Source organism: Micromonospora sp. SCSIO 07396, assembly GCF_053667945.1.
In genome coordinates, this window is sequence record NZ_CM132210.1 from 1,269,723 (window position 1) to 1,293,686 (window position 23,964).

19 protein-coding genes and 1 pseudogene are annotated in these 23,964 nt (G+C 73.4%); 9 read left to right on the forward strand and 11 right to left on the reverse strand.

Features of this window, described 5'->3' with window-relative positions; translation table 11 throughout:
- Positions 1–5: 5 nt before the first annotated feature.
- A complete protein-coding gene (locus tag ACWCHM_RS05705; protein WP_204959186.1) occupies positions 6–566 on the forward strand; it encodes a cysteine hydrolase family protein in 561 nt (186 codons plus the stop codon).
- Positions 567–639: 73 nt separating this feature from the next.
- On the opposite strand, the gene ACWCHM_RS05710 is transcribed toward ACWCHM_RS05705, so the two are convergent.
- The 3 genes from ACWCHM_RS05710 to ACWCHM_RS05720 form a co-directional block, all read right to left on the reverse strand.
- Positions 640–987, reverse strand: a complete 348-nt coding sequence (locus ACWCHM_RS05710; RefSeq protein WP_454223022.1) for a DUF3140 domain-containing protein — start codon at positions 985–987, stop codon at positions 640–642.
- 93 nt (positions 988–1,080) lie between these two features.
- On the reverse strand, positions 1,081–1,632 hold the full coding sequence (locus ACWCHM_RS05715; RefSeq protein ID WP_204959624.1) for a Uma2 family endonuclease: 552 nt from the start codon (positions 1,630–1,632) through the stop codon (positions 1,081–1,083).
- A gap of 151 nt (positions 1,633–1,783) precedes the next feature.
- Positions 1,784–2,593, reverse strand: a complete 810-nt coding sequence (locus ACWCHM_RS05720; protein WP_204959185.1) for a class I SAM-dependent methyltransferase — start codon at positions 2,591–2,593, stop codon at positions 1,784–1,786.
- A 386-nt stretch (positions 2,594–2,979) separates the two neighbouring features.
- Between ACWCHM_RS05720 and rpsA the strand changes: the two genes are divergently transcribed.
- Together rpsA and coaE are read left to right on the forward strand one after the other, a co-directional pair.
- A complete protein-coding gene (rpsA, locus tag ACWCHM_RS05725; RefSeq protein WP_204959184.1) occupies positions 2,980–4,479 on the forward strand; it encodes a 30S ribosomal protein S1 in 1,500 nt (499 codons plus the stop codon).
- Between the two features lie 209 nt (positions 4,480–4,688).
- Positions 4,689–5,897, forward strand: a complete 1,209-nt coding sequence (gene coaE / locus ACWCHM_RS05730; RefSeq protein WP_421487825.1) for a dephospho-CoA kinase — start codon at positions 4,689–4,691, stop codon at positions 5,895–5,897.
- A 45-nt stretch (positions 5,898–5,942) separates the two neighbouring features.
- On the opposite strand, the gene ACWCHM_RS05735 is transcribed toward coaE, so the two are convergent.
- Entirely contained in the window at positions 5,943–7,499 is a 1,557-nt protein-coding gene (locus ACWCHM_RS05735; protein WP_454221665.1) for a hypothetical protein, read from the reverse strand.
- Positions 7,500–7,912: 413 nt separating this feature from the next.
- Between ACWCHM_RS05735 and uvrB the strand changes: the two genes are divergently transcribed.
- The 4 genes and pseudogenes from uvrB to ACWCHM_RS05755 all read left to right on the forward strand — a co-directional run.
- Positions 7,913–10,021, forward strand: a complete 2,109-nt coding sequence (gene uvrB / locus ACWCHM_RS05740; RefSeq protein ID WP_204959181.1) for an excinuclease ABC subunit UvrB — start codon at positions 7,913–7,915, stop codon at positions 10,019–10,021.
- Positions 10,022–10,032: 11 nt separating this feature from the next.
- Positions 10,033–10,935: a helix-turn-helix domain-containing protein gene (locus ACWCHM_RS05745; RefSeq protein WP_454221666.1), complete on the forward strand. Its 903-nt coding sequence runs from the start codon at positions 10,033–10,035 to the stop codon at positions 10,933–10,935.
- A gap of 23 nt (positions 10,936–10,958) precedes the next feature.
- Positions 10,959–11,327: a VOC family protein gene (locus ACWCHM_RS05750; RefSeq protein ID WP_454221667.1), complete on the forward strand. Its 369-nt coding sequence runs from the start codon at positions 10,959–10,961 to the stop codon at positions 11,325–11,327.
- Between the two features lie 162 nt (positions 11,328–11,489).
- Positions 11,490–12,347, forward strand: a pseudogene (locus ACWCHM_RS05755) (helix-turn-helix domain-containing protein); the annotation flags it as partial.
- Positions 12,348–12,455: 108 nt separating this feature from the next.
- Here ACWCHM_RS05755 and ACWCHM_RS05760 read toward each other — a convergent pair.
- On the reverse strand, positions 12,456–13,217 hold the full coding sequence (locus ACWCHM_RS05760) for an SDR family oxidoreductase (protein WP_454221668.1): 762 nt from the start codon (positions 13,215–13,217) through the stop codon (positions 12,456–12,458).
- Between the two features lie 479 nt (positions 13,218–13,696).
- On the reverse strand, positions 13,697–13,990 hold the full coding sequence (locus ACWCHM_RS05765; protein ID WP_204959177.1) for an antibiotic biosynthesis monooxygenase family protein: 294 nt from the start codon (positions 13,988–13,990) through the stop codon (positions 13,697–13,699).
- Between the two features lie 467 nt (positions 13,991–14,457).
- Between ACWCHM_RS05765 and ACWCHM_RS05770 the strand changes: the two genes are divergently transcribed.
- Positions 14,458–15,456 carry a TerC family protein gene (locus ACWCHM_RS05770; protein ID WP_204959176.1) on the forward strand — a complete coding sequence of 333 codons (999 nt, stop codon included), beginning with the start codon at positions 14,458–14,460 and terminating at the stop codon, positions 15,454–15,456.
- Positions 15,457–15,508: 52 nt separating this feature from the next.
- On the opposite strand, the gene ACWCHM_RS05775 is transcribed toward ACWCHM_RS05770, so the two are convergent.
- The gene (locus ACWCHM_RS05775) at positions 15,509–16,417 is read right to left on the reverse strand and encodes a C40 family peptidase (RefSeq protein ID WP_454221669.1); all 909 of its coding nucleotides are present in this window, start codon (positions 16,415–16,417) and stop codon (positions 15,509–15,511) included.
- A 61-nt stretch (positions 16,418–16,478) separates the two neighbouring features.
- Positions 16,479–17,591 (reverse strand): mandelate racemase/muconate lactonizing enzyme family protein, encoded by a 1,113-nt coding sequence (locus tag ACWCHM_RS05780; protein WP_204959174.1) that lies wholly within the window; start codon positions 17,589–17,591, stop codon positions 16,479–16,481.
- Between the two features lie 44 nt (positions 17,592–17,635).
- Between ACWCHM_RS05780 and ACWCHM_RS05785 the strand changes: the two genes are divergently transcribed.
- The gene (locus ACWCHM_RS05785; protein ID WP_454221670.1) at positions 17,636–18,433 is read left to right on the forward strand and encodes a tyrosine-protein phosphatase; all 798 of its coding nucleotides are present in this window, start codon (positions 17,636–17,638) and stop codon (positions 18,431–18,433) included.
- A gap of 7 nt (positions 18,434–18,440) precedes the next feature.
- Here ACWCHM_RS05785 and ACWCHM_RS05790 read toward each other — a convergent pair whose 3' ends face one another.
- The 3 genes from ACWCHM_RS05790 to ACWCHM_RS05800 all read right to left on the reverse strand — a co-directional run bounded on the left by ACWCHM_RS05790 (position 18,441) and on the right by ACWCHM_RS05800 (position 23,878).
- A complete protein-coding gene (locus tag ACWCHM_RS05790; protein WP_454221671.1) occupies positions 18,441–19,292 on the reverse strand; it encodes a serine hydrolase in 852 nt (283 codons plus the stop codon).
- Between the two features lie 194 nt (positions 19,293–19,486).
- Positions 19,487–21,355, reverse strand: coding sequence for a translational GTPase TypA (gene typA / locus ACWCHM_RS05795; protein ID WP_454221672.1), 1,869 nt, complete (start codon positions 21,353–21,355; stop codon positions 19,487–19,489).
- 390 nt (positions 21,356–21,745) lie between these two features.
- Positions 21,746–23,878, reverse strand: coding sequence for an MMPL family transporter (locus ACWCHM_RS05800; RefSeq protein ID WP_454221673.1), 2,133 nt, complete (start codon positions 23,876–23,878; stop codon positions 21,746–21,748).
- Positions 23,879–23,964 lie beyond the last annotated feature (86 nt).

The window sequence follows — 23,964 nt, forward strand, 5'->3', positions numbered from 1 at the left end:
GAGACATGAGCACACTCGCCGACCGGCCGCACACCGCACTGCTCGTCGTCGACGTGCAGAACGGGGTCGTCGCCGGGGCGTACCGGCGTGACGACGTGGTCGCCAACATGGCTGCCCTGGTGCGGCGGGCCCGCCGGGAGGGGGTGCCCGTCGTCTGGGTGCGGCACTCCGACGCCCGGCTCGTCCCCGGCGGTGACGACTGGCAGATCGTGCCCGAGCTGGTCCCGGCCGAGGCGGAACCGCTGGTCGACAAGCGCTACGGCGACTCCTTCGAGGACACCGAGCTGGAGTCGGTGCTGGCCGGGCTGCGCGTCGGGCGGCTCGTGGTGGTCGGCGCGCAGACCGACGCGTGCGTCCGGTCGACCCTGCACGGCGCGTTCGTGCGGGGCTACGACACCACGCTGGTCGCCGACGCCCACACCACCCAGGACCGCACACGGTGGGGCGCGCCGCCGCCCGGGCAGGTCGTCGCGCACACCAACCTCTACTGGACGCACCAGCAGGCCCCGGGGCGCACGGCGGGCACGGTCGCCACGAAGGACGTCGACTTCGCCACGACGGCCTGACCCCACCCTCCGGCTGTCGCGGCCGGCCCGCCTGACCCGGGCAGCACCTGGCCCGGCGGCAGGCCCGGCCCGGTCAGCGCAGCGGGTCGTGGCCCCAGTTCATCAGCGACCAGCGCCACTTCGTGTCCCGGACGTCGCCGGTCGGTCGCTGCGCCAGGTGCCGGTGCACGTAGCCGATCACCGTGCGCATGTGCCGGTAGTCGGCGGCGGACAGTTCGGCCCGCTTACGGCGCAGCAGGTCGACGATCCGCCGGCCCGACGAGTGCCCCACCGACTCGCCGCCGCCGGACCGGCCACCCTTGTGCCAGCCGACCTGCTTGGACTCGGGTGTCTGCAACCAGGACGACAACTCCCCGGGTTTCATGTTCACCGCCTCGGTGAACTCCCGGTAGGTCTGCTGCGGGTCGTCAGCGCGGCTCACGGTGCGGCGCTGGAACCGGTGCTCGGCCATGGCCGGCGGGTACCCTGCGGCACCGCCCCGAAACAGGCGCTGCCCGGCGGCCACCGGGCCGGGCTACGGGGTGATCTCGGCGATCGGCAGTTTGATGTCGAACGGTTCGGTCAGCTCGATCAGCTCGGCGCTGTCGGCGACCAACTCGTACTGCCGCTCCCCGCCGGGGCCGACCCGGTCGCCGATCCGGTACGCGTAGAGGTGCACCGGGTCCTGTTCGACGCGCCAGTAGAACGGGATGCCGGCGGCGGCGTACTCACCGGGTTTGGCGAACCGGTCGACCCGTCGGGTGCCGGGCGAGACGATCTCCACCGCGAGCAGGACGTCGGAAGGGCGCAGGCGGAACCGGTCGGCCGGCACCTCGGCCCGGTAGAGCAGCACGTCCGGCTGACGGCTGGTGTTGGCGCTCAACCCGACCCCGACCGCCTGGGCGACCCGGAGGCGGTCGGGCACCCGGCTGTGCAGCCACAACCACAGCAGGCTGGCGATGTTCTGATGGCCCAGGGTGGGTGAGGGCGTCACCTGGATCACTCCGTCGACGAGTTCGACGCGGGGGGCGTCGTCCGGCAGGGCGAGCAGATCCTCCAGCGTGTAGTCGGCACGCTGCTGCCGCATCGGGTCCGGACACCAGGGGCCAGGTGATGTCGGGATGGACTCGGCGCTCATGACGGCAGCGTACCGCCGGGCACGGGGCGTCAGGGCGCACCGGCGGTGCGACGGCGGCCGTTCGGCGCCGTGGAACGCCGGCCGGCCAGGTGGTGGTCGGTCAGGTGGTGGCCGGCTTCTCGGTGACGAAGATGGCGGTGCCGGGGAAGAGCCGCCCACGTAGCGGGCTCCACTGCCCCCAGGTATCCCGGTGGCCGGCCGGCCACTCCGGTTCCACCAGGTCGACCAGGCGGAAGCCGGCACCGATCAGTTCGCGGATCCGGTCGCCGAGGGTGCGGTGCTGCTCCACGTAGCTGGCCACCCCCCGCTCGTCCTGCTCGACGTAGGGGGAGCGGTCGAAGTACGAGTGCACGGCGGTGAGCCCGCCCTCGCCGGGGTCGTCCAGGAAGACCCAGCGCATCGGGTGGGTCACCGAGAACACCCAGCGCCCGCCGGGGCGCAGCACCCGGTGCACCTCGGCCATCAGGGCGGCCGAGTCGGCGACGAACGGGATCGCCCCGAACGCCGTGCAGGCGATGTCGAACGACGCCCCGGCGAACGGCAGGGCCAACGCGTCGGCCTGCACCAGCGGGACGCGTACCCCGGTGGTGCCGGCGGCGCGGGTGGCGTGCCGCAGCATGCCGGCGGAGAGGTCGAAGGCGACCGGCTCGGCCCCCTGGGTGGCCAGCCAGCGGGCGCAGGATGCCGCGCCGCAGCCGACCTCCAGCACCCGTCGCCCGGCCAGCTCGCCGAGCAGCCGCGCCTCGGACTCGCGCAGCCCCTCCGGGCACCAGCGGAAGTCCACCTCGCCCAGGAAGGCCCCGTGTTCGGCCTGGTAGTCGTCGGCATCGGCGTCCCACCAGCCGCGGTTGGCCCGCCGTGCCTCGGTGTCGCCCACCCGGCGTCGGATCACCCGCTCGTCGTCGTCCACCCGTTCACGCTAGGCCCTGCGGTGGCGTCGTCCGCCGGACCCCGGCGTGCGCGGCGCGGCGGACGGCCGTACGCTGTCGGTCCCGTGGGGCGGATGTGACGGATGAGACAGCGGAGGTGCTTTCCCACCGAAATCTCCGCTTTCGCAGCAGACGAGGTCGTGAGGACCCGGGAGGGCTTGCACGCTGTGGTAATGCAGCGGGTAGGCTAGACGATGCGCTCGTGGATCGTGTACCTCGGCAGGGAGCAGGTGCGCGGTCACCGGAGCACCGATGATCCTCTCTTGGCGATCGTCAGGTGGGGTCGGTGGCGGATCCGCTGGCGCGAACGGGTCACTGCGACACCACGCCTGCTGTGACAACCCATCCGACCGGAGCAACCGCCCACATGACGAGCAGCATCGAGGCCCCCTCGAGCGCCACCCGGGTCACCCACGACGATCTCGGTTCCGAGGAGGCTTTCCTCGCCGCGATCGACGAGACCATCAAGTACTTCAACGACGGCGACATTGTCGAAGGCACCGTCGTCAAGGTCGATCGGGACGAGGTCCTGCTCGACATCGGCTACAAGACCGAGGGTGTCATCCCCTCGCGGGAGTTGTCGATCAAGCACGACGTGGACCCCGCCGAGGTCGTCTCGGTCGGTGACCACATCGAGGCCCTGGTCCTCCAGAAGGAGGACAAGGAGGGGCGGCTGATCCTCTCCAAGAAGCGGGCGCAGTACGAGCGGGCCTGGGGCACGATCGAGAAGATCAAGGACGAGGACGGTGTCGTCCGCGGCTCGGTCATCGAGGTCGTCAAGGGTGGTCTCATCCTCGACATCGGCCTGCGCGGCTTCCTGCCCGCGTCGCTGGTCGAGATGCGGCGGGTGCGTGACCTGCAGCCGTACGTCGGCCGCGAGCTCGAAGCCAAGATCATCGAGCTGGACAAGAACCGCAACAACGTGGTCCTGTCCCGCCGGGCCTGGCTGGAGCAGACGCAGTCCGAGGTGCGCACCGAGTTCCTCAACAAGCTCCAGAAGGGGCAGGTCCGCAAGGGCGTCGTCTCCTCGATCGTCAACTTCGGCGCGTTCGTCGACCTGGGCGGCGTGGACGGCCTGGTGCACGTCTCCGAGCTGTCCTGGAAGCACATCGACCACCCGTCCGAGGTCGTCGAGGTGGGCCAGGAGGTCGAGGTCGAGGTCCTGGACGTCGACCTGGACCGCGAGCGGGTCTCGCTGTCGCTGAAGGCGACCCAGGAGGACCCGTGGCGGCAGTTCGCCCGGACCCACGCGATCCAGCAGATCGTGCCGGGTAAGGTCACCAAGCTGGTGCCGTTCGGCGCGTTCGTCCGGGTCGACGACGGCATCGAGGGCCTGGTCCACATCTCCGAGCTGGCCGAGCGCCACGTGGAGATCCCGGAGCAGGTCGTCCAGGTCGGCTCCGAGGTCATGGTCAAGGTCATCGACATCGACCTGGAGCGCCGCCGGATCTCGCTGTCGCTCAAGCAGGCCAACGAGGGCTTCGTCGAGGGCGAGGAGCACTTCGACCCGACCCTCTACGGCATGGCCGCGACGTACGACAACGAGGGCAACTACATCTACCCGGAGGGCTTCGACCCGGAGACGGGCGAGTGGCTCGAAGGGTACGACAAGCAGCGCGAGACCTGGGAGAACCAGTACGCCGAGGCGCGTCAGCGCTGGGAGGCCCACACCAAGCAGGTGCAGACCTCCCGGGCCGCCGACGCCGAGGCCGCTGCGAACCCGGCTCCGCCCGTGGCCGCCGGTGGTGGCACCACCACCTCGACCAGCTCGTCGACCCCGAGCCGGCAGGCCGAGGAGCCGGCCGGCACCCTGGCCACCGACGAGGCGCTCGCCGCGCTGCGGGAGAAGCTCGCCGGCGGCAAGTGAGCCGGACGCTGCCTCCCACCCGGTACGACGTCTGACGTCACCGGGTCCGGGTAGCCGCTGACACAGGAGCCCCGCCCCCGATCCGCCACGCGGACCGGGGGCGGGGCTCTGTGCCGTCCGGGTGCCTCCGCTCCCGTCCCGCGACGGGACGATCGACTCAGGGGTGGGGCGGTGTGGTGGGGTGGGAGGCGGTCCGGTTGACTGGGCGGGTGCTGAGGGTGGGGTTGACCGGCGGCATCGGGTCCGGCAAGAGCGCCGTGGCGACCCGGCTGGCCGAGCGGGGCGCGGTGATCGTCGACTCGGACCGGATCGCCCGGGAGGTGGTGGCACCGGGCACCGAGGGGCTGGCCGCGATCGTCGCCGCCTTCTCCGAGCGGGTGCTGGCCGCCGACGGGACGCTGGACCGGGCGGCGCTGGGCGCACTGGTCTTCGCCGACGCGACCGCCCGTCGCCGGCTGGAGGAGATCACCCATCCCCGGGTACGGGCCCGGTCCGCCGAGCTGTTCGCCGCGGCACCCGCCGACGCGGTGGTGGTCAACGACGTACCGCTGCTGGTGGAGGTGGGGCTCGCGCCGACGTACCACCTGGTGGTGGTGGTGCGGACGGCCGTGGCCATCCGGGTGGAGCGGTTGGTGCGGACCCGGGGGATGAGCCGCGCGGAGGCCGAGCGGCGGATCGCCGCGCAGGCCGACGACGCCCGTCGCCGCGCGGCGGCCGACGTGGTGCTCGACAACGAGGGCGGCCTCGACGAGCTGCACGCCGCCGTGGACGCCCTCTGGTCGGCACGCCTGGTGCCCTACGAACGTAACGTGCGGGAACAGCTGGTGGTCCCGGGTGGGCCGGCGGTGTCGACCGCGCCGGACCCGACCTGGCCGCAGCAGTACGCCCGGATCGCCGCCCGGATCCGGCACGCGCTGGCCCCCGACGACCTGCGGATCGACCATGTCGGTCCCACCGCTGTCCCGGGGCTGGCCGGGCGGGACGTCATCGACGTGCAGGTGACCGTGCCGTCGATGGCCGAGGCGGACGGCCCGGTGGCGCGCCGGCTCGCCGACGCCGGGTTCCCGAGGGTGCCAGGCGTGCAAGGGAACCGCCCCCGCTGGGCGGACCGCGACGCCGGGACGGGTGGGGACGGTGACGGGGGCTGGGCGCAGCGGTTGCACGGCAGCGCCGATCCGGGCCGGCCGGTCGCCGTGCACCTGCGGGTGGCGGGATCGGCCGGTTGGCGGCACGCCCTGATGATGCGGGACCACCTGCGCGCGGACCCCGATCGGCGGGCGGCGTACCTGCTGGTGAACCGGGAGGCGGCGGCGTCGGCACCGGCCGGCGACGGGGCCGGCACCGCCGCCGACCCGTGGTTCGCCGAGGAGTACCTGCGGGCGCAGGAGTGGGCGGCGCGGACCGGCTGGCGGCCCTGACCGGCTGCCGTCCTGCCGGGTCAGCCTGACGGTGCTGCCGCCGGGTCAGCCTGGCCGGGCTGGCGGGGGCGGTTTCCGGTGGGTGGGGACGATCCCCGCCGGCAGCGGGCCGGGGGTCAGCTCCAGTTGCGCCCACAGCCCGCCGGTGGTGCGCAGCTCCAACCGGTGCAGGAAGCCGGAACGGTCCAGCCAGTACCGCAGCCGCTGGCCCTGGCGGCGTACCTCGAACACGTCCACCGGGCGGTCGGCCTGTCGGTCGCTGCGGACGTGGACCGTCGTGGTCGTGTCCCGGCTCGACGTGGCGGCCCGTACCGCCGCCTCGACCAGCGTGTCCAACTCGTCGGCCGGCCGGGCCGCGAGCCGCCAGCCGGCCCCGGTCGGCAGCGGCAGCGGCGGTGCCGCCGACGGGCCGGAGGCCGCGGTGTGCGGTCCGACCGGTACGTCCGCCCGGGCGAAGCCGGCCCGGTCCCGACGCCGCAGCGTCCGGCGGCCGAGGGTGTCCAGTTCGGCGACGGACAGGTAGGCGACGCCGGCCGTCCAGCTCAGCCAGCCGCCGCCGCGCAGGTTGGCGGCGCTGCCGAGGGGTGCGGTGACGGTGACCGCCGCGCTCCCGGTCCCGGAGCGCAGCCGGGTGGCGAGCCGGTCCAGCCGGGCGGTCTCCTCGTCGGTGGGGGCGCGGGGCAGGCCGGGCCGGCCGCCGAGCACGTCGACGGGCCAGGGGATCGGCCGGTCGAACCGGTCCAGGTCGACCGTGATCGGGGTGCCGTCGGCGAGCCGACCCGCCCAGCGGCGCAGCCGCGCGTCGCGGTCGACCCACCAGCGGGGGTCGGCGTCGTCGGCCGGACGCCCGTCCGGCACGGCGGTGGCGGGTGCCGTGGTGGCCTGTGGGTTGGCCGTGGGCGCTCCGGTGGCGGGTCCTGCAGCCGGCCACAGCGCCGCTTGGAGGACGTCGACCTGGTCGCCGCCGAGGGTCTCCCGGCCGAGCCACCGGCCGCCTCCGGCGCGCAGCGCAGCGGTGGGTGCGGCCCGGTCGGCGGCGAGGGCGAAGAGCACGGTGAGCGCCCCGCCCAGGCCCCGCCCGGGTGCCGGGTTCCGCAGCCGCCAGCGGTCACCGGGCGGCACCAGCGGTGGCCGGCCCGGGGCCACGATCGCGGCGGGGTCGGGGCGCTGCACCACCGCCGACGGGGTGGCCTGCACCAGGCCCCGGTCCGGTCCGGCTCCCGGGCCGCCGACGTCGAGGTAGGCCAGCGGGCGGGACCAGTCGACCCAGCCGACCAGGTCGGTGCGCCCGGCCCCGGTGCCGACGGCCACCCGTACCCCGGCCCGGACGTCCCGGTAGGTGCCGACCCGGACGGCGGCGAGCCGCTCGGCCTCGTCGTCGGTGAGGGCCCGCGCCGTGGTGGTCGGGGCGGGTGCGCCGGAGACCAGGCCGGCCACGAGGGCCGTTGCGGCCGTGACGGCGACCACGACCAGGGCGACCAGGGTGGTCCGTCGCCGGCCCGGTGTGCCGTCCGCGGCGGCGTCGCGGTGGTGGCGGCCGGCGCGGCGGTGGTCCGGACCGGCTCCCGATGGGCGTGGTGGCTGGTCGGGCGAGGTGTCCACGTGTGGTTGAACGGGCCGGCCGGGGCGGAGTGACGCCGCCGGGGTCAGCCGGACCGGAGTGACGCCGCCGGGGTCGGACGGGGCGCTGCGGGGCAGACGGGGTGCCGGTGGCGGATCGGTGGTGCCGGTGGGGGTGGGGGAGACGTGCAGGGGCGCTCGCGGCGGCCGGTCTGCGCCAGGGGCGCGACCACGCGGGATGCGCACGCCGGTGATGTCCGGGTGCTGCGACCCCAGGTGCCGGGCGGTGGGAGCCTGTCGAGGGCCCGGCCACCGCCGCGGTCGGCCGCCGCGAGCGGCCTACGCTGTCCAGGCTAGCCCGCTGCGATGTGGGCCACAATGGCAATATCGAAGCTGATCACCGGCTGTCCGGCGATCGCGGTGAAGTGTCGGACCCGCGGCGTACCGTGGGGGTCATGGCGCTCGACATTCCCCGGCTCGACGGTCGCTTCCAGGTCGTCAGCGAGTTCCAGCCGGCCGGCGACCAGCCGGCCGCCATTGATGATCTTGAGCGCCGGGTCCGGCGTGGTGATCGTAACACCGTGCTGCTCGGCGCCACCGGCACCGGCAAGAGCGCCACCACGGCGTGGCTGGTCGAGCGGCTGCAACGGCCGACCCTGGTGCTCGCCCCCAACAAGACCCTCGCCGCCCAGCTCGCCAAGGAGTTCAGCGAGCTGCTCCCGCACAACTCGGTCGAGTACTTCGTCTCCTACTACGACTACTACCAGCCCGAGGCGTACATCCCGCAGACCGACACCTACATCGAGAAGGACTCCTCGATCAACGAGGAGGTCGAGCGGCTGCGGCACAAGGCGACCATGTCGCTGCTCACCCGGCGGGACACGATCGTGGTGGCGACCGTCTCGGCCATCTACGGCCTGGGCACCCCGGAGGAGTACCTCGACCGGGCCGTGCGGGTCGTCGTCGGGCAGGAACTCGACCGCGACCAGTTGCTGCGCCGCCTGGTCGACATCCAGTACACCCGCAACGACATGGCCTTCCAGCGGGGCACGTTCCGGGTCCGGGGCGACACCCTGGAGATCATCCCGGCATACGAGGAGCTGGCCGTCCGGATCGAGCTGTTCGGCGACGAGGTGGAGAAGCTCTACTACCTCAACCCGCTCACCGGGGACGTGGTCAGGGAGGTCGACAATCTGCTGATCTTCCCGGCCACCCACTACGCGGCCGGCCCGCAGCGGATGGAGCGGGCCACCCGGGACATCGAGGCCGAGCTGGCCGACCGGCTGGCCGAGCTGGAACGGCAGGGCAAGCTGCTGGAGGCGCAGCGGCTGCGGATGCGCACCACCTACGACCTGGAGATGATGCGGCAGGTCGGCTTCTGCTCAGGCATCGAGAACTACTCGATGCACATCGACGGTCGGTTGCCCGGCAGCCCGCCGCACTGCCTGCTCGACTACTTCCCCGACGACTTCCTCACCGTGGTCGACGAGTCGCACGTCACCATCCCGCAGATCGGCGGCATGTTCGAGGGCGACGCCTCGCGCAAGCGGATGCTCATCGACCACGGCTTCCGGCTGCCCAGTGCCGCCGACAACCGGCCGCTGCGCTTCGACGAGTTCCTGGAGCGGGTCGGCCAGTTGGTCTTCCTCTCCGCCACCCCCGGCCCGTGGGAGTTGGAGCAGGCCCAGGGCGAGTTCGTCGAGCAGGTCATCCGCCCCACCGGTCTGATCGACCCGGAAGTCGTGATCAAACCGACCAAGGGGCAGATCGACGACCTGATGCACGAGATCAAGCTGCGCACCGAGCGCGACGAGCGGGTGCTGGTCACCACGCTGACCAAGAAGATGGCCGAGGACCTGTCCGACTACCTGCTGGAGAACGGCATCCGGGTGCGCTACCTGCACTCCGAGGTCGACACCCTGCGCCGGGTGGAGCTGCTGCGCGAGCTGCGCAAGGGCGACTACGACGTGCTGGTCGGCATCAACCTGCTGCGGGAGGGTCTCGACCTGCCCGAGGTCTCCCTGGTGGCGATCCTCGACGCCGACAAGGAGGGCTTCCTGCGCAGCGGCCGGTCGCTGATCCAGACCATCGGCCGGGCCGCCCGTAACGTCTCCGGCCAGGTCCACATGTACGCCGACAAGATCACCCCCTCGATGGCGTCGGCGATCGACGAGACCAACCGTCGCCGGGCCAAGCAGATCGCGCACAACGAGGCGCACGGGATCAGCCCCGAGCCGCTGCGCAAGAAGATCCACGACATCCTCGACGACATCTACCGGGAGGCGGAGGACACCGAGAGCGCCCGGGTCGGCGGTGCCGCGCGGCAGCTGTCCCGGGGCAAGGCCCCGGTCAAGGAGACCCGCAGCCGCAGTCGGGCCACCGCCGGCACGCCGTCGCGGGAGGGAATGGCCCGCGCCGACCTGGCCCAACTCATCCAGGAGCTCAACGACCAGATGCTCGCCGCCGCCCGGGAGTTGCAGTTCGAGTTGGCCGCGCGGATCCGTGACGAGGTCGCCGATCTCAAGAAGGAGCTGCGGGGGATGGACGCCGCCGGGGTGAAGTGACGGACGGGCCGGTGCTGGACGAGGTGCGTGTCGGCCTGCCGGCGGCACGGCTGCGTCCCGTCGTGGGCCGGTACCTGGGCTACCGGGAGGGTGCTCCGGTGGGCGTGGCGTCGGGGCGGGACGCGCCGGCACTGGTACGGCACGAGGCGGCCGGCGCGTTCGTGGTCCTCATCCTCGGCTGGGGCGCCCCGCTCGACGTGCTGAACCCGCGCTCGGCGGCGCACAGCGCGTACCGGGTGGACTCGTTCGTGGCCGGGCCGTACGACGGCTACTGCACGACCTCGACGGCCGGTGCCGGGGCGGGGGTGCAGTTGCTGCTCACCCCGCCGGCGGCCCGCCGGGTCCTCGGGGTGCCGTTGGGGGAGTTGACCAACCGGGCGGTGGCACTCGACGGGTTGCCCGACCCGTGGCTTCACCGGTTGCGGGCCCGGCTGGCCGGGGCACCGGACTGGCCACACCGGTTCGCCCTGCTCGACGCGGCGCTCGACGCCCGGCTGGCGGACGCCGACCCGGTCGATCCGCACCTCGGTCGGGCCTGGGACCTGCTCACCGGCTCGGCCGGCCGGATCGGCATCGGCGGGTTGGCCGACGAGCTGGGGTGGAGCCGCCGGCACCTGGCCGCGCGGTTCCGCCGGGAACTGGGGCTGGGCCCGAAGACAACCGCCCGGCTGCTGCGTTTCCAGCGGGCATACGCGGCGCTGGGCCGGCAGGACGCGGCCTCCGCCGGGCCCGCCCCACCTCAGGGTCCCGGGTCGGTGGACGGCCGGACGGGGCCAATGGACGGCTGGGCCGGGCTGGCGGCACACTGGGGGTACTACGACCAGTCGCACCTGATCCGGGAGTTCCGGGAGTTCACCGGGACGACCCCGGCGGCGCTGGGCCGGCCGGGTTCCCATTCGTCCAATCCGGGCTGACCGGCGGCCGGCACACTCGGCGCATGACGAACATCTACCCGACCTTCCGGTACCCCGACGCGCGGGCGGCGATCGACTGGCTCTGCGCCGCGTTCGGGTTCCGGGTCCACGCGGTGCACGACGGCCCGGACGCGACGGTGGCACACGCCGAACTGGCGCTCGGCGACGGCATCGTCATGCTCGGCACCGGCCGGGTTCGACCGGACCGGCCGGCCGACGACGACTACGCCGTCTACGTGGCGGTCGACGCCCCGGACGCCCACCACGACCGCGCGCGGGCGGCCGGGGCGGAGATCATCCGCGAGCCGTTCGACACCGACTACGGTTCCCGGGACTATGCGGCCCGGGACCTCGCCGGCAACGTCTGGTCGTTCGGCACCTACCGGCCCTGACCGGGTGCCCCGAACGGCAGCCGTGGGGAACGGGGGGGCTGCCGTTCGGGGCCGGACGACGACGGCGTCATCCGAGGACGACTCAGATAGGCGTTGCGGTGTGCAAGCAAAATGTTGCCCTGGGTGATGATCCTGCGTACCCTCCCTCGTGGGGAGGCTGGGATGCCATTGTCATCGAGTCCTGTCATTCGACGCGCGAGGCTCGGCGCCGAGCTGCGCCAGTTGCGCAGACGGGAGGCGCTGACCCTGGAACAGGTCTGCGCCCGGCTGGGCTGGGCCTCCACTTCCAAGTTGTCCCGCATCGAGCTGGGGCAGAGTCGACCCGACCTGGCCGACGTGCTCGACCTGCTCGACATCTACGAGGTTCCGTCGCCGCAGCGTGAGGCGCTGATCGTCATCGCCCGCGACGCGGCGACCGGGCGCGGCTGGTGGAAGGCGCTCGGCGAGATGAGCGAGCGGCAGCGCACCTACGCCGAGCTGGAGGCGGGCGCGGCGACCATCGTGGAGTACCAGCCGACGGTGCTGCCCGGCCTGCTCCAGGCACCCGGCTACGCCAGGTTGCGGATCACGGCCGGCCGGCTGCTGCACCCGGACGTCGACGTCGAGGCCGACCTGCGGGCCCGGCTCACCAGGCAGGGGCTGTTGCGTCGCCCCGAACCGCCGCACTACACCGCCCTGCTCGACGAGCGGGTCTGCGACCCGGCCGGCCTGCCCGCCGACGTCTGGCACGAGCAGTTGGAGCACCTGCTGACCCTCGCCGAGCTGCCGCACGTCACCATCCGGGTGGTGCCGGGGACGGCGGCCCCGCGCGGTGGGGCGTACCCGTTGACCGCCTTCTCCTGTTATTCGTTCCCCGACCCGGCCGATCCGCGCACGGTGATGCTGGAGGCGTTGACCACCGACGTACGGCTGGCCTCCGACGCGGACGTCGGTCGTTACGACCGGATGACCGGCTGGCTGTCCGCCGCCGCGCTCAGCACGGCGGAGACGGTGGAACTGTTCCGCCGCCGGGTCGCCGCCCTGACCGCCGGGCCGGCGGCGGACGACGCGAGCGGCGGCGACGGTCGGGAGGCCCTCGGGACTGCGCCCCCGAGCCTGGACGGCGGTGGCCGGGCGGCCGGTCCGGGCTCACCGGTAGCGGTTGAAGCCACCCTCGGAGTCGATGACCTGGCCGGTGATCCAGTCCGCCTCCCGTGAGCAGAGGAACCGCACCAACCGGGCGGCCTCCTGCGGGGTGCCCCAACGCCCGGACGGGAAGAGTGCCGCCACCGCGGCGTGCGCCTCGGGCGGGGCGTAACCGGTGTCGGTCGGCCCGGGGTTGAGGCAGTTGACGGTGATCCCCCGGGGCATCAACACCGGGGCGAGTTGCGTGGCGAGGTTCTCCACCCCGGCCTTGCTGGCCGCGTAGGCCAGCTCGTCGGGCATCGGGCCGAGGCGCTGGCCGCTGGACAGGAGCACCAACCGGCCGCCCGACCCGGCGGTGAAGGCGGTGGCGAACGCGTCGGCCAGGAGCAGGGTGGCCCGGACGTTCACCAGCAGGTGCCTGTCGATCTCGGTGGCGTCCAACCCGCCCAGGCTGGTGCGGGTGGAGTAGGCGTGTGCCGCCACCACGCCGTCGAGCCGGCCGTGCCGGCGTACCGCCTCGGCGACCAGCGCGGCCGGGGCGGCCGGGTCGAGCAGGTCGGCGGCGGTGTGGGCGGCGGCGTCGCCCAGTTCGGCCAGCAGCGCCGGTACGCCCTGCGGATCACCGCCGTAGGGCTGCGCCTCGTCGTAGCCGGGTAGCCCGGTCAGCAACAGCCGGTGCCCGTCGGCGGCGAGGGCGCGGGCGACTGCCGCGCCGATGCCGACCCGTCGGCTCACCCCGGTCACCAGGAACACCCGTGCGGTCATCCGGGCAGTCAACCGGACCGGTCGGTCCCGACGCCACGGATTAACCCCGCACGGCGGCCTCCGACCGCCCACCCCGCGTACGTCTCCGCCGGTCTGTCGCCCCGTGCGCCATCAGGCGGGGCATCGCTGGTGAGCCGCTCGTGGGGCGGCGTCGGCGGTGCGCCTGGGGGCGGACCTGCGGCGACTCCCCGCCGTGTGTGCCACTCCCGTCGGCGCACCGCCGGAGGTGGCCGACGGTGGCGCGCGACGGGGTCGGGCCGGTAGCCGGGCAGCCGGCGGCCAGGGGGCTTCGCCGCGCGACCACCGGACCCGGCACCCCCGAACGTGTCAGGGCCGGTTGCCGCGCGTGCGCCGCACGGTAACCCGGGGGTACGACAGAATCTGATCGACCAAGGTGGATTTTTTCGGGAAGTTGCCGGACGGCCGCCGGAACGCCGACGCAAGGCTGCCCGGCGGCGGGGACGCGCTCCCGGGCCGGCTCAGGCCGGTACGTCGAGGAAGTGCTCGACCCGGGGCGGGCCGGCGAAGTACGGGCCGATCAGCGCCCGCCACCTGTCGAACGCCTCGGTGGCCCGGAAGTTGTCCTCGTGGGCCTGTACCGAGTCCCACTCGACCAGCAGCACGAACCGGGAGGGGGACTCGATGCCCCGGGTCATCCGGACCGAGCGGCATCCCTCGGCGGCGACGATGATGGCGTGCGCCTGCGCGTAGGCGGCGGCGAAATCGTCCTCGTGTCCGGGCAGTACGTCGATGAGCGCGACCTCAAGCACCATGCTGACAGCCTGCCACGGAGCGGCGCGTCGGTGGTGTGCCGGGGCGACCGGTCACCCACCCGCCTACACCTAGCCTCCTAGGACGCCTTGCGCGATGTGGCACGGCACGCGGCCGTCCGGCACACCGAACACCGGGAGCAGGCAAAAAGCGGAACGGACGACCCGGCCCGGGGTGTCGGCCTGGCGTCGGAACGTGATGCTGCCGGCAATGCACGCCGCAGGAGATGCGCCCGCAGCCCTCGATGGTGAACAATGGCGGCCGAGGAGGGGAGTATTCCCCCGCGACGGAGTCGTCAGCACGGTCGAGCGTCCCCCGACAGCTCGACCCGGCTCCGCCGGTCAGCGCCCCGCCTGCGGGTCGCTGGCGGAAGAGACCTCCGACAGTCACCAGTGTGTGCGTCGTCGCCCACCTCGCCGTCACGCGGCGTACGGTGTGCCCGACGCCGCGTGTCTGCCGGAGGAATGGATTGAACGTGTCCGGAATGGTGTGGGCGGGAACCCTCGTCGCACTGACGGCGGTGCTCCTGGCCGACCTCTTCATCATCGGTCGTCGGCCGCACGAGCCCAGCGTCCGTGAGTCGAGCCTCTGGGTCAGCTTCTACGTCGGCCTGGCGCTGCTGTTCGGCGCGGGGCTGTGGGTCACCGCCGGTGGCGACGTGGCCGGCCAGTTCTACACCGGCTGGCTCACCGAGTACAGCCTCTCGGTGGACAACCTCTTCGTCTTCGTGATCATCATGGCCCGGTTCCGGGTGCCCCGGAAATACCAGCAGAAGGTGCTGCTCATCGGCATCGTGCTGGCCCTGGTCATGCGGGGTGGTTTCATCGCCGCCGGTGCGGCCCTGATCTCCCAGTTCTCCTGGGTGTTCTACATCTTCGGCGCGTTCCTCATCTACACGGCGATCAACCTGGCCCGGCAGGGCGAGCCGGAGGAGGACGAGTTCAAGGAGAACGTCCTGATCCGGTGGAGCCGCAAGGCGCTGCCGCTGTCCCGGGACTACGACGGCGCGAAGCTCACCACCCACGAGGCGGGCCGGCGGCTGTTCACCCCGATGCTGGTGGTGATGATCGCGATCGGCACCACCGACCTGATCTTCGCGCTGGACTCGATCCCGGCGATCTTCGGGATCACCAAGGAGCCGTACCTGGTCTTCACCGCGAACGTCTTCGCGCTGATGGGCCTGCGTCAGCTCTACTTCCTGGTGGGTGGGCTGCTCGACCGGCTGATCTACCTCAGCTACGGCCTGGCCGTGGTGCTCGGCTTCATCGGCGTCAAGCTGGTGCTGGAGGCGCTGGCCGACAACAACCTGCCGTTCCTCAACGGTGGTGAGCCGATCGGCTGGGCCCCGCACATCCCGATCTGGCTGTCGTTGACGGTCATCATCGGCTGCCTCGCCGTGGCGACGGTGGCCAGCCTGGTCAAGTCGTCCCGGGACCGGCGGCGTGAGCTGACCGAGGCGCGTCGCTGACCGTAGTGCCACCGACGGGCGTCACCGCACTGCCGGTGACGCCCGTCGCCGCTCAGACCCGGTGCGCGCCGACCAGGGTGGCGACCCGGTCGGGTGGCAGCGGCTCGGCCAGCACCCGCCGCTGCCGGTAGCAGGCGTGCAGCATCCGTGGCCCCCGGCCGGCGGTCACCAGGCCGACGTGGTGGATGCCCCGCCCCGGTCGGGCGAAGAAGTACAGGTCGCCGGGGCGTTCCTCACCGGCCGGCACGGGCGTGGTGGCCGCCGCCTGGTCGTCGGCGTCGCGGGGCAGCGTCACGCCGAGCCGTCGCCACACCAGGTGGACCAGGCCGGAACAGTCGATCCCGTGCCCGGAGAGCCCACCCCAGACGTACGCGACGTCGCGCAGCCGGGTGGCGACGGCGAGCACGTCGTCGGCGGTCGGCGGGGTGGCCGGAAGGTCGGTGACGTCCGCCTCGGGGACCCACAGCGGATCGGGCCGCCCGGGTACCCGTACCGGCCGCCACCCGTCGACGGCGGGACCGGCCGGGTGCAGCCGGGTGCCGAGGACGACCCCCGGCAGGGCCACCGGGCCGGCGGGGGCGACCCGTAGGCCGGTGCTGACGGCGTCGACGACGAGCGGGCCGGCCGGGCCGCCGTCGGGGGTGGCCGGGGCGAGCTGGGCGGCGGGCAGCCAGCCGGGGTAGCCGCGCGGGTCGAGCCGGGGCGCGGCCTGCTGTACGGCGACGACCCGGGCCCAGCCGTCGGGGTGCAGCGCGGTCACCAGCACCCGTTCGCCGAGCAGCAGTTGGCTGAGCACGCAGTCACCGACCCGCTGGTTGGCGTCCATTCCGGTGATCCAGCCGTCGGTGTCCGAGGGCACCGACAGGGCGGGCCGGTCGACCGGGCGGGTCGCGCCGGGGTCGGTCCAGAGGGTGGCGACGGCCACCCGGACGAGGGCCTCGCGGCCCGGCTCCAACTTCACGTCGACCTCCGGCTCACGTGTCGGTGCCCCATCCGGACCATAGGAAGAAAATCTGCGATCATCAACCTCGGTGCTGAATCTTAGTTTCGTTCTCCGGGGTTGTGGTCACCGCGGTGACGCCGAGCCCCGGCGCGTCCGGCAGCACCACCGTGGCGCCCTCGTACCGCAGCCCGCCGTGCACCGGTGACCAGGCCAGCCACCAGGCGGCGTCCAGGTCGGAGACGGCGCTGGTCCGGTAGGCGGCGGCCAGGCTGGCCGCCGCGCCGACCCCGACCTGAGTCTCCATCATGGACCCGACGAGGGTGCCCAGCCCGTGTTCCCGGGCGAGTTCCAGCAGGGTCCGGGCCTGGCGCAGACCGCCGCACTTGGCGAGCTTGACGTTGACCAGGTCGGCCGCCCGCCGCCGGATCACCGCGACCAGGTCCCGTACCCCGAACACCGCCTCGTCGGCGAGGATCGGCACGTCCACCCGGTCGGCGACCCAGGCCATGCCGTCCAGGTCCCACCGGGCCACCGGCTGCTCGACCAGCTCCACGTCGAGGCCGGCGTCCTCGACGCCCCGGATCACCCGGACCGCCTCCCGGGGCGTCCACCCCTGGTTGGCGTCCAACCGCAGGCGCACCTGCGGGCCGACGGCCGCCCGGACCGCGCGGACCCGTTCCAGGTCGCCCGCCGGGTCGGTGCCGACCTTGAGCTTCAGCACGTCGAAGCCCTCGTCGCGCCGCTGCCGGGCGGCCACCGCCAGGTCCGCGCCGGCCCCGGCGGCCAGCGTCACGTCCGTCGGCACCCGCAGCGCCGTCCCACCGAGCAACCGCACCAGGGGTACGCCGAGCCGCCGTGCCGCCAGGTCGTGCAGCGCCACGTCCAGCGCGCCCCGGGCCGCCTCGTTGCCGGCCACCGCCGCCGCGACCTCGGCGCAGCGGGCCAGCACGTCGTCGGGGTCCCGGCCGAGCACCGCCGGGGCGAGCACGTCGCGCACGCAGGACTCCGCGCCGGCCACCGACGCCCCGGTGACCTGCCACACCTGTGGGGCCTCGCCGTAGCCGGACCGCCCGTCGGCGTCGGTCACCTCCACCACCAGGGTCTCCACCGTGGTGGTGCGCCGCAGCGCGGTGACGAACGGGGTGTGCAGCGGCGCGGACAGCTGGTGGGTGCGTACCGCGGCGATCGTCATGTGCGGCACCCTATACGCACGTCGTCACCGAAGGAGTCGCGCCGATGACTGTGGCAAGCTGGACGTTGGTGGGTGCGCCGAACGCCCGTGACCTGGGCGGACTCCCCACCCGTGACGGTCGGCGGGTGCGCCCCGGCCGGCTGATCCGCACCCCGGCGCTGGGCCGGTTGACCGAGACCGACCTGACGGTGCTGGGCCGGCTCGCCCCGGCCTGCGTGGTGGACCTGCGCGACGACGCCGAGATGGCGTCCGCCCCGCCGAACCGGCTGGTCGGGGACCCCTACCTGGTCCGGCTGCCGGTGCTCGACCCGGCGCACCCGGGGTTCGGCTACCTGTCGGCGGTGCTGCTCGGTCACGACCTCACCGGTCACGACGAGGCGGCCCGGCGGGGTGCGGCGGTGGCGATGGGGGAGCTGTACCGGTGGTTCGTCAGCGGCGCGGTGGCCCGGGAGGGGTTCGCCCGTGCGGTGCGGCTGGCGGCCGACCCGGTCAACCTGCCGCTGCTGTTCCACTGTTCGGCGGGCAAGGACCGCACCGGGTGGCTGGCGGTGGTGCTGCTCACCGCGCTCGGCGTCGACGAGGAGACGGTCCGGGCCGACTACCTGCGGCACAACGCGTTGACGGTGGAGCTGCGCGGGGAGGCGTTGGCGGCGATGCTGCGGCGCCGGCCGGAGCTGGACCCGGAGACGGCCCGGGCGGTGCTGGAGGTACGCCCCGAGTACCTGGACGCCGGCTTCGACGAGGTGCGCCGCCGGCACGGGTCGTTCGACGCGTACCTGGCCGACGGGTTGGGGGTGACCCCGCAGCTCCGGGATGCCCTGCGGACCCACCTGCTGGACTGAGCGCCGGTCAGCCGGTGAGGTCGTGCCGGGCGGCCCAGGCCGTCGCGGAGACCTCCGCCAGCAGCCGGCAGGCGTCGGCGTCGTCGGGCGCGGTGGCGGGGTCGGTGGTGGCGCAGACGGCGATCACGTAGGCGGGGGCGTCGTCGGGCAGGACCACGCCGGCGCTGTGCCGTACGCCGCGTACCCAGCCGTTCTTGTGGGCGATCCGGGTGCCGGCGGGCAGCCCGGCGGCGAGGTCCTCGCGGTGGCGCTGGTCCAGCAGCACGTCGACCATGGCGGCGCAGGCCGCCGGGGTGGCCAGCGGACCGGGCCGGGTCGCGCCGAGGGCCAGCCCGCCGAGCAGGGCGGCCAGGTCGGCGGGGGTGACCAGGTTGGTGGTGCCGGCCTCCCGGGCGGCGGCGTCCTCGATGCCCCGGCCGGTGACGCTGTGCCGGGCCCCGGCGAGCCGCCAGGCTTCGGCGACGGCGGGCAGGCCGAGGAGTTCGATGATCAGGTTGGTGGCGAGGTTGCTGGACCGGGTGATCATCCGGTCGGCGAGCCAGCGCGGGGTGGCCCGCCCGCCGAGCCGCTGCCAGACGGCGTCGTCGTTGTCGTAGGCCCGGACGCAGGCGAACCGGGGTGCGTCCGGTCGGGCCGAGGTGAAGTCGTTGACCACCGGCACCGGGTCGTCCAGGTCGAGGAGGTCGGCTTCGGCGGCCCGGTGCAGGGCCAGCAGCACCGCCACCTTCATGGTGCTGGCCGCGTAGTGGGTGGCGTCGGGGGTGCGGGTCCAGGTGGGTGGGGCGTCGAGCCGACCCAGGTACGCCGAGACGGTGCCGGGCACCCGGTCCAGCCGGGCGTCGAGGTCATCCCAGGTCATGCCCGTGACGCTAGCCGAATCCGGCCCGCCGGGAGGGCCCGGCGGCTCCCGGGGCAGGGTGCCGGGGCGGCCCGGCGGCCCCCGGGTGGAGTCGGCCGGGCCCGGGGCGGGGGACGGGCGGAGCCCCGGTCCGGGTGAGGCGGACCGGGGCTCCGGGTGAGGCGGGGTGTGGCAACGGGTGCGACCCGGGTGGGTCAGCCGGCGTGCTTGCGGCGGGCGGCCATCCGGCCGCGCTGGGTCTGGTCCAGCACCACCTTGCGGATGCGTACGGCGACCGGGGTCACCTCGACGCACTCGTCCTCGCGGCAGAACTCCAGCGCCTGCTCCAGGGAGAGCTTGCGTGGGGGGATCAGCTTCTCGGTCTCGTCGGAGGTCGAGGCCCGCATGTTGGTGAGCTTCTTCTCCTTGGTGATGTTGACGTCCATGTCGTCGGAGCGGGAGTTCTCCCCGACGATCATGCCCTCGTACACCTCGGTGGTGGGCTCGACGAAGAGCTGGCCGCGCTCCTGGAGGTTGATCATCGCGAACGGGGTGACCACGCCGGAGCGGTCGGCGACCAGCGACCCGTTGTTGCGGGTACGCAGCTCACCGAACCACGGCTCGTAGGACTCGAAGACGTGGTGCAGGATGCCGGTGCCCCGGGTGTCGGTGAGGAACTCGGTACGGAAGCCGATCAGGCCGCGCGCCGGCACCAGCCACTCCATCCGGATCCAGCCGGTGCCGTGGTTGACCAGCTGCTCCATCCGGCCCTTGCGGGTGGCCAGGAGCTGGGTGATCGCGCCGAGATACTCCTCGGGGGCGTCGATGGTCAGCCGCTCGACGGGCTCGCAGGTCTTGCCGTCGATCTCCTTGGTGACCACCTGCGGCTTACCGACGGTCAGCTCGTAGGACTCGCGGCGCATCTGCTCGACCAGGATGGCCAGGGCAAGCTCGCCTCGGCCCTGCACCTCCCAGGCGTCCGGCCGCTCGGTGGGCAGGACCCGCAGCGACACGTTGCCGATCAGTTCCTTGTCGAGCCGGTCCTTGACCATCCGGGCGGTGACCTTGGCGCCCTTGACCCGGCCGACCAGCGGCGAGGTGTTGGTGCCGATGGTCATCGAGATGGCCGGCTCGTCCACGGTGATCAGCGGCAGCGGGATGGGGTTCTCGGCGTCGGCGAGGGTCTCCCCGATCATGATCTCGGGGATGCCGGCGACGGCGATGATGTCGCCGGGCCCGGCCGAGTCGGCCGGCTTGCGCTCCAGGCCCTCGGTCATCAGCAGTTCGGAGATGCGGACCCGATGGGTGCTGCCGTCGGTGCGGCACCAGGCCACCGTCTGGCCCTTGGCGATGGTGCCCTGACGCACCCGGCACAGCGCCAACCGGCCGAGGAACGGCGAGGCGTCCAGGTTGGTGACGTGCGCCTGCAGCGGGGCGCCGTCGTCGTAGGAGGGCGGCGGGATGGTGTCGAGCAGGGTCCGGAACAGCGGCTCCAGGCTGGTGCTGTCGTCGGGCACCGAGCCGTCGGCGGGCTGGGTCAGCGAGGCGATGCCGTCGCGGGCGCAGGCGTAGACGATCGGGAAGTCGATCTGCTCCTCGTCGGCGTCCAGGTCGAGGAAGAGTTCGTAGGTGTCGTCCACGACCTCCTTGATCCGGGCGTCCGGCCGGTCCACCTTGTTGATCACCAGGATGATCGGCATCCGCGCCTTGAGCGCCTTGCGGAGCACGAACCGGGTCTGCGGCAGCGGGCCCTCGCTGGCGTCGACCAGCAGCACCACCCCGTCGACCATGGTCAGGCCCCGCTCGACCTCACCGCCGAAGTCGGCGTGGCCGGGGGTGTCGATGATGTTGATGGTGACCGGGTCGGAGCCGTCGGCCGGGAGGTAGCGCACGCCGGTGTTCTTGGCCAGGATGGTGATGCCCTTTTCCCGTTCGAGATCCATCGAGTCCATGACGCGCTCGGTGTTCTCACCACGGGCCCCGTAGGCGCCGGCCTGCCGCAACATGGCGTCGACCAGGGTCGTCTTGCCGTGGTCTACGTGGGCGATGATGGCGACATTGCGGAGGTCGGTGCGAAGCTGCATACCCTCCATACTCCTGTCTGCGGTTGCCGGGGCAGGTGTCGGGGTCGTCCCGTCACCGCCCGGATCTGTGCCGGAACTGCTGTTCCGGCCGTGCCAGCGGCGGGTCTGCCGAGCCCACCGGCGGGCCGGCCGACCCGGGGGCGGCCGGGCACCTGGTCGTCGCGACGGTCACCGCGGACGAGGCCGCAGTGATCTTCGGTCTGTCGGTGCCGGGGGAGTCGACCCTGCTGGTCGGTCTCCTAAGCGTACGCGGGCCTGTGCGGGCCCGTCCGGGCACTGCTCCCGGTGGCCGGTGCGGCCGTGACGGGCGACACATCCACCCGGGTACGCCGACGGCCGGGGGTCCCCACTGGTGCAGGTGGGGACCCCCGACCGGGTCGGAGGGGCGGGTCAGTCCCGGGCGGCGACGGCCGGCGCGGGAGTGGCCGCCTCGGCGGCGTCGTCGGTCTCCCGGTCGATCCGGCCGGGCCACCAGAACCGGTCGCCGAGCAGGAACGCCAGCGCCGGCACCAGCACGGTGCGCACCAGCAGTGTGTCGAGCAGCACGCCGAGGCACACGATGATGCCGATCTGGGTGAGCAGGATCAGCGGCAGCACGCCGAGGACGGCGAAGACCGCGGCGAGCAGGATGCCGGCGCTGGTGATCACCCCGCCGGTGACCCGCAGGGCGGAGAGCATGCCGTCGCGGGTGCCGGCCCGGCGGGCGTCCTCGCGGGCCCGGGTGACCAGGAAGATGTTGTAGTCCACGCCGAGCGCGACGAGGAACACGAAGGCCAGTAGGAGCACCCCGCTGTCCAGCGCGGGGAAGTCCAGCACGTGGTCGAAGAGCAGCCAGGCCGCGCCGAGGCTGGCGAAGAAGGACGCGATCACGGTGAGCACCAGCAGCAGCGGGGCGAGCAGGCCGCGTAGCAGCGCCACCAGCACGGCGAAGACGAGCACCAGGATGATCGGCAGGATCAGCCGCAGGTCCCGGGTGTTGGCCTCGTCGGAGTCGTAGGTGGCCGCGACGGTGCCGCCGACGAGCGCCCCCTCAGCCGGTTCGGCACCGGCGACGGTCGGCGGCGCGGAGCCGGGCACGGCGGCCACCGCGTCACGCAGCGCCTCGACGGCACGGTCGGAGGCCGGGCTGCCCGGTTCGTCGGTGAGCACCACGTCGACCTGGGCGACGGCGCTGCCGGCCACCCCGGGCCGGGCGGAGGCGACCCCGGGTACGGCGGCGGCGGTGCGGGTGACCTCGGCGGCGGCGGTGGGGTTGGTGAGCACCGCCACCGGCTGGGTGATGCCGGCGGGGAAGGTGCGGGCCAGCGTCTCGGCTCCGGCGACCGCCTCGGGCTTGACCCGGAACTGTTCGGTCTCGGACAGTCCGGTGCGCAGGGTGAGCCCGCCCAGGGCGAGGCCGGCGAGCAGCAGGGTGGACAGCACGGCGACCGGCAGCGGGCGGCGGACCACGGCCGTACCGAGCCGGCCCCACAGCCGGCCCTCCCGGGCCGGGCCGCCGACCTTCGGCACGAACGGCCAGAACAGTCCCCGGCCGAAGATGACCAGCACGGCGGGCAGCACGAACAGCGCGGAGAGCATGGCGAACACGACGCCGGTGGCGCAGGCCACGGCGAGCGCCCGGTTGGTCTCCTGCTCGGACAGCAGCAGGGTGAGCACGCCGAGCACGACGGTGCCGCCGCTGGCGAGGATCGGTTCGGCGGTGCGGCGTACGGCGGCGCGCATGGCGGCGAACCGGTCCTCGTCGCGGCGCAGTTCCTCCCGGTAGCGGGCGATGAGCAGCAGCGCGTAGTCGGTGGCGGCGCCGAAGACCAGCACGCTGGCGATGCCGGTGACCGCGCCTTCCTGGAGGTTGATGCCGACGGCGGGGACGATGGTGTCGACGGCCCGCAGGGTGAGCTGTTCGGTGGCGGCGACGACGAGCAGCGGCACGATCCACAGGAACGGGCTGCGGTAGGTGACCAGCAGCAGCAGGGCGACCACGCCGGCGGTGACGGCGAGCAGGGTGAGGTCGGCGCCCTCGAAGACCTTGGTCAGGTCGGCGGTGAACGCGGGTGCGCCGGTGACCGCGGCGGTGAGCCCGGCGGGCAGGCCGCCGAGGGCGTCGCGGACCTTCGCCACCTCGTCGGCGACGGCCTGCTGACCGCCGGCGGTGTCCAGCGGGACGGCGAGCAGCGCGACGGTGCCGTCGGGGGAGACCTGGGGCGGGCTGACCTGGCCGCCGACGGCGAGCCGGCCCAGCGCGCCTGCGCGGTCGGTGACGGCGGCCCGGTCGGTGTCGGTCAGCGGGCTGCCGTCGTCCCGGCTGACCACGACGATCGCCGGTTGGACGTCGTTGTCGGGTAGCTGGTCCTGGAGGCGTTCCACCTGGGTCGACTGCCACTGCACGGACAGGCCGGTGGCCGAGACGGGGGCGGGGTTGTCGGGCCTCGGGAGCCCGAAGACGACCGCGCCGACGACGATCGCGGCGGCCACGGTGAGCCAGGCGGCGAGCCGGCTGCGGGCGACGCGGGTGAACAGAGACATCGGTGGCCCTCGTGGTCTGTCGGTGGAAACGCCGACGGGGAGATAGCCCGCCGTTCGAGTATCTTGATGACCGAGATTATCCGCCG